1 protein-coding gene is annotated in these 3703 nt (G+C 55.5%); it reads left to right on the top strand.

The window, feature by feature from the left end; translation table 11 throughout:
• Positions 1 to 286 precede the first annotated feature (286 nt).
• A partial coding sequence (locus ACTNBK_RS16670) for a DEAD/DEAH box helicase family protein (protein WP_441147775.1) occupies positions 287 to 3703 on the top strand: 3417 nt, incomplete at its 3' end.

Genomic DNA, 3703 nt, shown 5'->3' on the forward strand with positions numbered 1-3703 from the left:
ATGACTCCTCCTCTTGTATGTGGTAATTCCTGTGTGCTTTTTGTTTGCACTTTAAGTATGACAGGTAAATCCACGCTTTACAAGCGAAGGGGTCATTTCATATTGTCTATTTCGTATGCTTACATAGAGAAAGCCTGAATAGTTCGATACGGGATAAACAAGTATTCTTCTTGAAGGATGGGCAAGATCGGCAGTTTTATGTTTTGGACAATCACTTTCCGATAATGCAGAATTTTTCTAGACTAATACAAAGTTTGCAAAATTAAGAAGAGTAAGAGGTGATTTCATGCCGAATTTCTCCTTTCTCATAGCCAAACCCGACTACGCCCTCTTTGCCCCGGCCTGCATGGAAGCCGAGAAAATCTACGCCTCCGCCCCGGCCATGTGCGCGGTGGGCTGTCGCAAGGCGCTGGAGCTGGCGGTGAAGTGGGTCTATGCGGCGGACGAGTCCATGAAACTGCCCTATAAAGACAATCTGCAATCTCTGGTGCATGAGCCGTCTTTCCGCTTTGCCGTGGACACCAACACATGGGGCAAGTTCCAGTTTATCATCAAGCTGGGCAATCTGGCGGTACATACCGAGCGAAGCGTGCAGCCCGGCGACGCCCTGGCCGCCCTGCGGGGACTGTTCGAGTTCGTGGAGTGGATCGATTACTGCTATGGGGCGGACTATGTGGAGCGCACCTTTGACGAAAACCTGATCCCCACCGAGCCGGTAGCGGTGGACACCCGCAAAATCAAGGAACAGGAGAGCTTGCTGGAGGAAAAAGCGGCAGAGATCGAAGCCCTGCGCCAGCAGATTGCGCAGATGTCCGCCCAGTTCACCGCCGGAAAGGACAAGCACCAGAAAGAGCGCACTTTCCAGCCGGAGGACCTCTCCGAATTTGAGACCCGCAAGCGGTTCATTGACGTGGACATGAAGCAGATGTGCTGGAAGTTCGACGGCCCTGACGCCGATGTGCAGGAGGAGTACCCGGTGGAGGGCATGGCCGGCGTGCCCGGACAGCCGGGCTACTGTGACTATGTGCTCTTCGGCAAAGACGGCCTGCCCCTGGCGGTGGTGGAGGCCAAGCATTCCAGCAAGGACCCCAACACCGGGCGGAAACAGGCGGTGCTGTATGCGGACTGCCTGGAGCGGAAATTTGGCCGCCGCCCCATGATGTTCACCACCAACGGCTTTGACACCTATTTCTGGGACGACCAGAGCGGCCCCCAGCGGAAGGTCAGCGGCGTATTCAGCAAAGACGACCTGCAAAAGCTGATGAACCGCCGGGCGGAACGGCTGGAGCTGCTGGGCGTTGCCATCGACGACAAAATCACCGACCGCTATTACCAGAAAGAGGCCATCCGGGCGGTGTGCGGGCAGCTCACCCAGGGATTCCGCAAGCATTTGTTGGTCATGGCCACCGGCACCGGCAAGACCAGAACGGCCTCCAGCCTGACCGATGTGCTCAGCCGGGGCAGATGGGTGACCAATATTCTGTTTCTGGCCGACCGCACCGCGCTGGTCAAGCAGGCCAAGGACGATTTCAAGAACTATCTGCCCCATATGTCCCTGTGCAACCTCTGTTCCAACAAGGACGACCGGAACGCCCGCATCGTGTTCTCCACCTATCCCACCATCCTCAACGCCATTGACGACACCAAATCCAAAGACGGGCGGCAGCTCTTCACCCCGGCGCACTTTGATCTGATCATCATTGACGAGAGCCACCGGAGCATTTTCAAAAAATATCGGGCGATTTTTGAATATTTTGACGCGGTCATGGTGGGCCTGACCGCCACGCCCAAGACCGATGTGGACCGCAACACCTACGACTTTTTCGAGATGGAGCATGGGGTTCCTACCTATGCCTATGACTATGAGACGGCGGTGTATCAGGACCATGTGCTGGTGCCGTACTATAACTATGAGGTCAAGACCAAGTTTTTAGACGAGGGTATCACCTATGACGACCTGTCCGACGAGGACAAGGAGCGATATGAGGAGGATTTTGTGGAGGACGGCACAATGCCGGACTTCATCCCCTCGGCGGCGCTCAATCAGTTTGTGTTCAACGAAACGACGGTGGACATCGTGCTACAAGACCTGATGGAGCGGGGTGTGAAAGTGTCGGGCGGCGACCGGCTGGGGAAAACCATCCTCTTTGCCCAGAACAAGCGCCACGCGGAGTTTATTCTGGAGCGGTTCAACAAGCTCTATCCCCAGTACCACGGCACCTTTGCCCAGCGGGTCATCTGCGACGACTCCTATGCACAGACCATCATTGACGACTTCAAACAGCCGGAAAAAGAGCCGCATATCGCCGTTTCGGTGGATATGATGGATACCGGCATCGACGTGCCGGAGTGTGTCAATCTGGTGTTCTTCAAAAAGGTGAGTTCCAAGGCGAAGTTCTGGCAGATGATCGGCCGGGGTACCCGGCTGTGTCAGGGGTTGCCCTGCGTGGATCAGGTGGACGGGGCCTATACCGACAAGCGCCGGTTTCTGATATTTGACTACTGCGGCAACTTTGAATTTTTCCGGCAGCACAAAGAGGGCTATGAGGCCAGAGAAACAAAAACGCTATCGGAGAATCTCTTTGGGAAACAGGTCCGGCTGGCCATGGCGTTGCAGGAGAGTGCCTTTGCCGGCGAGGACTATCAGGTATGGCGGGGGGAACTGGTGGATACCTGCCATCGGCAGGTAGTGGCCCTCAATTCTGACCTGATCGCGGTCAAGCTGCGGCGGCAGTTCGTGGGCAAGTATCAGAAGCCGGAGGCGTTTGCCACCATCAGCGAGGGAGACAAGAGCGAACTGCTCACGCAGATTGCCCCCTTGGTACAGGCGGAGGAGCCGGACGAGTTCGCAAAACGGTTTGACAACTTCATGTATGGCTTAATGCTGGCCCATGTCGGGCAGATGCCCGCGTTCAAGTACGCCAGGAAGCAACTGTGCGACACCACTGCGCTGCTGGAGCGCAAGGCCAGCATCCCCCAGGTCAAGGCAAAGCTGCCGCTGCTCCAGGAGATCCAGACGGACGCCTTCTGGGATGCTAACGATATCTTGCTGTTTGAGCGGATGCGGAAAGAGCTGCGGGAGCTGATCCACTTCTTGGATGAGGGCGGCGGTACACAGCGGCAGATCGTCACCAAGCTGACAGACCCGGTGATCGACAGCCAGGAGGGTGTGCAGTTGGACGCCGCCTATGATTTTGAGGACTACCGGGCCAAGGTCAACCGCTATGTCAACGAGCATGGCGACACGCTGGCCATTTACAAGCTGACCCATAACATCCCGCTGGCTATGGGCGACTATCAGGAGCTGGAGCGGGTGCTGACCAGTGAACTGGGCAGCAAGGAGGACTATGCCCGGGAGTTCGGGGATACTCCCTTCGGCCTGCTCATCCGCAGGATCGCCAAGCTGGATCACGAGGCAGCCATGCAGGCGTTTTCTGCCTTTATCAATGACCAGTCCCTGAACCAGAAGCAGATCGCCTTTGTCCATAAGATCATCCACCATATCGAGCTGAACGGGTATATGGAGAATGTGGCCGAGCTGACGAAGCCGCCCTTTGATAAGCCTATCAGTTTCATCAAGCTGTTTGACCCTAAAACTAGGGAACCTCTGAATAAAAGCCTTTATCCTGTTTCTACTCAATGTATTAGCCGCCATTTGCGCTTGGTTAAGGTGATTTCAGTGCAAAATAGCCATTATTTATCT

The sequence above is a fragment of the Intestinimonas sp. HCP28S3_D6 genome (assembly GCF_052065695.1).
Classification (GTDB): Bacteria; Bacillota; Clostridia; order Oscillospirales; family Oscillospiraceae; genus Intestinimonas.